A 4,193-nucleotide genomic window follows, 5' to 3' on the forward strand; every position below is an offset into this window, starting at 1 on the left:
TTCGACTTGCGTGCTGACGCGGTGCACATCCTGGCCACCGTCAAGACCAAGGGGGTGACCGGCGTCGAAATGGAAGCACTGACGGCGGCCTCGGTGGCGGCGTTGAGCGTTTACGACATGATCAAGGCTGTTGACAAGCACTCAGTGCTGACCGACATCCGTGTGCTCGCGAAAAGCGGCGGCAAGAGCGGGGACTGGGACGTTGCCGGGGAACCCATTCAGGAGGCCGGCGAATGAGTGCTTGTGAACCGAACCGTGTCCGGAGGGCAGGGATCGTGATTGCCTCCACCAGGGCGGCCGCCGGAGTTTACGCCGACGAGACAGGGCCCATCATCCTTGATTGGCTTAATGAGCATGGCTTTGACACCTTCCCTGCCATGGTGGTTCCGGATGGGGAGCCGGTGGGTGCAGCCCTCAGGGCGCTCCTGACCCAGGAGCCCGCCGTCGTCATCACCAGCGGCGGAACGGGCCTGAGCCCGGATGACAAGACACCGGAGATGACGCTTCCTCTCCTGGACCGCGAAATACCCGGCATCATGGAAGGAATCCGGCGCGCGGGGGCTGCGAAAACGCCCATGGCGATGCTTAGCCGGGGCCACGCGGGAGCGGCGGGAAAGACGTTCATCATCAACCTGCCGGGATCCCCGAAAGGGGTTATGGACGGCTTGGCTGTCCTGGACCCCGTGATCGGGCACCTGTGTGAACAAATGGAAGGTAGCCATGGGCACTGAAACAGACTTCGAAGTAGTCAGCGCTGTCCTCAGCGCCGAACCCATTTCCGTTGACCAAGCCATAGCGGCCGTTGAATCGGACACCGCCGGCGCGGTGGTCAGCTTCAGCGGCGTGGTCCGGAACCACGATTCCGGAAAAGCAGTGGACAGGCTTAGTTACAGCGCCCATCCCACGGCGCATCAGGTCATGTCCGACGTCGTGGCCCGGTTGGTGGCAGAGCACTCCGGCGAAGCCGATCAGCCGGTCCGTATCTGGGCAGCCCACCGGATCGGGATGCTGGAAATCGGTGACCCGGCCTTGGTCTGTGCCGTAGCCGCAGCCCATCGTGGGCAGGCCTTTGCCGTGTGTTCCGAACTGGTGGACAGGGTCAAGGCGCAGGTTCCCATCTGGAAGGAACAATTCTTCGCCGACGGCACTGTGGAGTGGGTTGGCGCGGGGGAGTAGGCCGGAGTCACGGTTCCTGCCGGGCACCTGCCCGGCGGTAGGGTTAATCCCATGACCGAACAACTTGCTGTTGCAGTGCTGGGCGCCAACGGGCGCATGGGAAGTGAAGCCGTGAAGGCTGTGGAAGCAGCTGAGGACATGTCGCTCGTCGCCGCCTTGGGTCGCGGCGATTCCCTGCAAACACTGCTCGACGCCGGTGCGCAGTATGTTGTTGACCTCACCGTCCCGGATACTACCGAGGCCAACGTCCGGTTCGCCGTTGAGCACGGCATCCACGCTGTTGTCGGAACCACCGGCTGGAACGCGGACAAGCTGGAATCCCTCCGTGCGCTGTTGGAGCAGAGGCCGGACGTCGGCGTCCTGATCGCTCCTAACTTTGCGCTGGGCTCCGTGTTGGCTTCGGCGTTCGCTGCCAAGGCCTCGCAGTACTTTGAGTCCGTAGAAATCATCGAACTGCACCACCCGAACAAGGTGGATGCCCCCTCCGGCACCGCCGTGCGGACAGCTCAGCTGATCGCCCAGGCCCGCCAGGAAGCCGGAGTCCCGGCAAGCCCGGACGCCACGGAAACGTCGATGGACGGCGCCAGGGGCTGTGACGTGGAGGGCGTTCGTGTCCACAGCGTCCGGCTCCGGGGCCTCGTAGCCCATCAGGAAGTCCTTTTGGGCGGGCCCGGTGAGCAGTTGACGTTGCGCCATGATTCCTTTGACCGCGCTTCCTTCATGCCGGGCGTCCTGCTGGGTTTGCGCAAAGTCGCAGCGAACCCAGGCCTTACTGTGGGCCTTGACGGCTACCTGGACCTGGGGCTCTAGGTCCATGGGAAATTTCTGGGTCTCGTTAAAGAAGAACCGAACCAAAATCTGGGTCGGTGCCATCACCCTGCTGCTGGTCCTGTATCTGGTGGTGTCCGTCCAGCGTTCATTCCTCCTGCTCGGCGACCCCAACCTGGTTGCGAAGGGCATTGGAGCGGCCTATCTGGTGCTGCCCATCGTTGGTGCATGGGCACTCATCCGCGAGCTCTTGTTTGGCGCCCGCACCGAGCAGATGGCCAAGGTCCTTGAAGCCGAAGGCGGCCTGCCGGAGGACACCTTGCCGCGCACACCGGGCGGACGGATAGTCCGGGCTGCAGCCGATGAGGAGTTTGAGAAGTACCGGGCAGAGGCCGAGGCCGCGCCTGAGGATTGGCGGTCCTGGTTCCGGTTGAGTTGTGCCTATGACGCCTCGGGAGACCGTAAGCGCGCCCGGGCGTCAATGCGCGACGCCGTTAAGCTGTTCCGCTCTCAGCCCACCGCTGCGGGCCGGTAGCTGCCCAGCCTCGACGCCGCATGGGCCACCCATTCCAAGGGCCCGCGACGCCGGAGCAACGTGAAGCACACCCCAATCACCACGGCACACAGTGCCTGGGTCCAATACATGCCCTCTTCCGTCCATCCTGCCGGCAGCGGCTGGTTGGTGAAGCCGGAAACAACCCACACATGGGCGGAGTAGAGGCTAAGCGTCATGGCTCCCGGCCCGCTGAGCACTATCAGGAAATTGACCTTGATGCGCTCAGCTGCCTTGCCCAGCAGCAGGAAGAAACCCACCACTGCGGCAGCTGTTCCACTGCTATGCAGGAGGTCCAGGGTGGTTCCGGCATGGGGGGACGCCGTAGCCAACCACCACCATGAACCTGTTTGTTCCAGCCCCGTCAGATTGACCTGGAGCATGCTTTCCAAGGGGTACCCCCTGATGCCCGGAAGCGTCTCCAGCGCGGCCCGGCCGCCCCATGCTTCCATCGCCAGGAAACCGGCTGCCTTGGTCACGGCTGCCGCAATGATTCCGCCGGTCAACAACAGCACCTGCACCGTGGTCCTCGTCAGCGCCAAGCGTCCAATGACCAGCCCTATCAAGAGGTAGGAGATCCACTGGAACACCGGGTAGTAGCCGGTGAAGAAGAGATCAGCGAGGAGGCGGCCGGGCGTACCCAGATCCTCAGCGTTGGGGTTGTGGCCCAGTTGAAGGGGCGGTGTGGTGTCCAACAGCAGGGGCCGGATCAGGTAAGCCAGCACCGGGGACGCGAGGACCCAGCCCAGGGCCCAGAAACAGAGTGCCCTCAGCCGGAGCCCAAGGAATGGCAGGATGCACAGGAAGAGCACGGCGTAATGGACAAGGATGATGGCAACGTTGACATCCAGTCCACCCAAAGTCAGGCCCACCACCGCGATCACCAAGGCGCGCATGGCGACGCCACCCCTGGCTGCCGCAAGATCGCTTCCGTGGCGCGGTTCCTGCTTGCCAGTGCTCAAAGCCAGTCCGATGCCGGCCAGAACTGCGAACAATGCAGCAGACCGGCCTGAGAACACCAGCCCCACGAAGGTCGGCTCCCATGAGGGCGAGGGACCAAATGTCGGGAGGAGGTGCGTGGACATCATGCCCAGCAGCGCAGCGCCCCTGGCGGCGTCGACGCCTGTCAGCCTGGAGGAGATCGTGCCGCCGCCGCGCGCTTTCCGCGGAGGCGCAGTCTCTTGCGAAGTCATGCTGCGATGGTCTCATAGCCAACTGTGAGCACTTCCGGCGGTAGAGTCCCATGCCATGGAATCCGTCAACGCCCAGTGGGCCGGAGCATTCACGATCATCCACGATGCCGACGGGTGGTATCACTTCCAGCGCCTTGACAGCGAACTCTTCATGCCACCGGCCACTGACGGCCTGGAAGAGCGCGCCAGGATGTGCGCCGGGATCCATGCAACCTGGACGGCGACGTCCGGGCACCTGGTCATTGAAGCCGAAGGCCCTGAGGACGGGTCGCCGTTCGACGTATTGGTGAACGGTGCCCTCCGGCATCGCGTGTCCGGTGCCGGTCGCGTCAGCCACCGCCTCGATCTTGGCTCAATGCCGCCGCAGTCAACTGTTCAATTGTGGCTCCCGCAGTACGGGTTCCTGCGTGTGCTTGAGGTGTCCCTGAAAGGTGAAGGCGTCAGCACAGCTGCAGCCGAAGGCAAGCGGTGGATTGCCTATGGCAGTTCCATCACGCAATGCA

General features: G+C 63.7%; 7 protein-coding genes. 6 read left to right on the plus strand and 1 reads right to left on the minus strand.

The genetic code is table 11. From position 1 onward, the window contains the following. From HP499_RS21510 to HP499_RS21530, 5 genes are all read left to right on the plus strand, one after another. Nucleotides 1-237, plus strand: a 237-nt coding sequence (locus HP499_RS21510; protein WP_305849758.1) for a cyclic pyranopterin monophosphate synthase MoaC, incomplete at its 5' end; no start/stop codon positions are given. Then, the gene (locus HP499_RS21515) at nt 234-731 is read left to right on the plus strand and encodes a molybdenum cofactor biosynthesis protein B (RefSeq protein ID WP_172326145.1); all 498 of its coding nucleotides are present in this window, start codon (nt 234-236) and stop codon (nt 729-731) included. The genes HP499_RS21510 and HP499_RS21515, both read left to right, overlap by 4 nt. Then, nucleotides 721-1,176: a molybdenum cofactor biosynthesis protein MoaE gene (locus tag HP499_RS21520; RefSeq protein ID WP_172326146.1), complete on the plus strand. Its 456-nt coding sequence runs from the start codon at nt 721-723 to the stop codon at nt 1,174-1,176. Before HP499_RS21515 ends, HP499_RS21520 begins: the two co-directional genes overlap by 11 nt. A 51-nt stretch (nt 1,177-1,227) precedes the next feature. Then, nucleotides 1,228-1,986, plus strand: a complete 759-nt coding sequence (dapB, locus tag HP499_RS21525) for a 4-hydroxy-tetrahydrodipicolinate reductase (protein WP_172326147.1) — start codon at nt 1,228-1,230, stop codon at nt 1,984-1,986. Nucleotides 1,987-1,990: 4 nt separating this feature from the next. Next, complete coding sequence (locus HP499_RS21530; RefSeq protein ID WP_172326148.1) at nt 1,991-2,479, plus strand: hypothetical protein; 489 nt, start codon at nt 1,991-1,993, stop codon at nt 2,477-2,479. Here HP499_RS21530 and HP499_RS21535 read toward each other — a convergent pair. Beyond that, complete coding sequence (locus HP499_RS21535) at nt 2,455-3,690, minus strand: heparan-alpha-glucosaminide N-acetyltransferase domain-containing protein (RefSeq protein WP_172326149.1); 1,236 nt, start codon at nt 3,688-3,690, stop codon at nt 2,455-2,457. The genes HP499_RS21530 and HP499_RS21535 overlap by 25 nt on opposite strands. 55 nt (nt 3,691-3,745) lie before the next feature. Between HP499_RS21535 and HP499_RS21540 the strand changes: the two genes are divergently transcribed. After that, nucleotides 3,746-4,193: hypothetical protein (locus tag HP499_RS21540; protein WP_216660229.1), on the plus strand; the 448-nt coding region annotated here is incomplete at its 3' end.

The sequence above is a fragment of the Paenarthrobacter sp. CM16 genome (assembly GCF_013179505.1).
Lineage (GTDB): Bacteria > Actinomycetota > Actinomycetes > Actinomycetales > Micrococcaceae > Arthrobacter.

Coding starts and splice junctions, on each gene's coding strand:
- HP499_RS21520 (WP_172326146.1), top strand. CDS start 721: ATGGGCACTGAAACAGACTTCGAAGTAGTCAGCGCTGTCCTCAGCGCC.
- HP499_RS21535 (WP_172326149.1), bottom strand. CDS start 3,690: ATGACTTCGCAAGAGACTGCGCCTCCGCGGAAAGCGCGCGGCGGCGGC.
- dapB (WP_172326147.1), top strand. CDS start 1,228: ATGACCGAACAACTTGCTGTTGCAGTGCTGGGCGCCAACGGGCGCATG.
- HP499_RS21515 (WP_172326145.1), top strand. CDS start 234: ATGAGTGCTTGTGAACCGAACCGTGTCCGGAGGGCAGGGATCGTGATT.
- HP499_RS21530 (WP_172326148.1), top strand. CDS start 1,991: ATGGGAAATTTCTGGGTCTCGTTAAAGAAGAACCGAACCAAAATCTGG.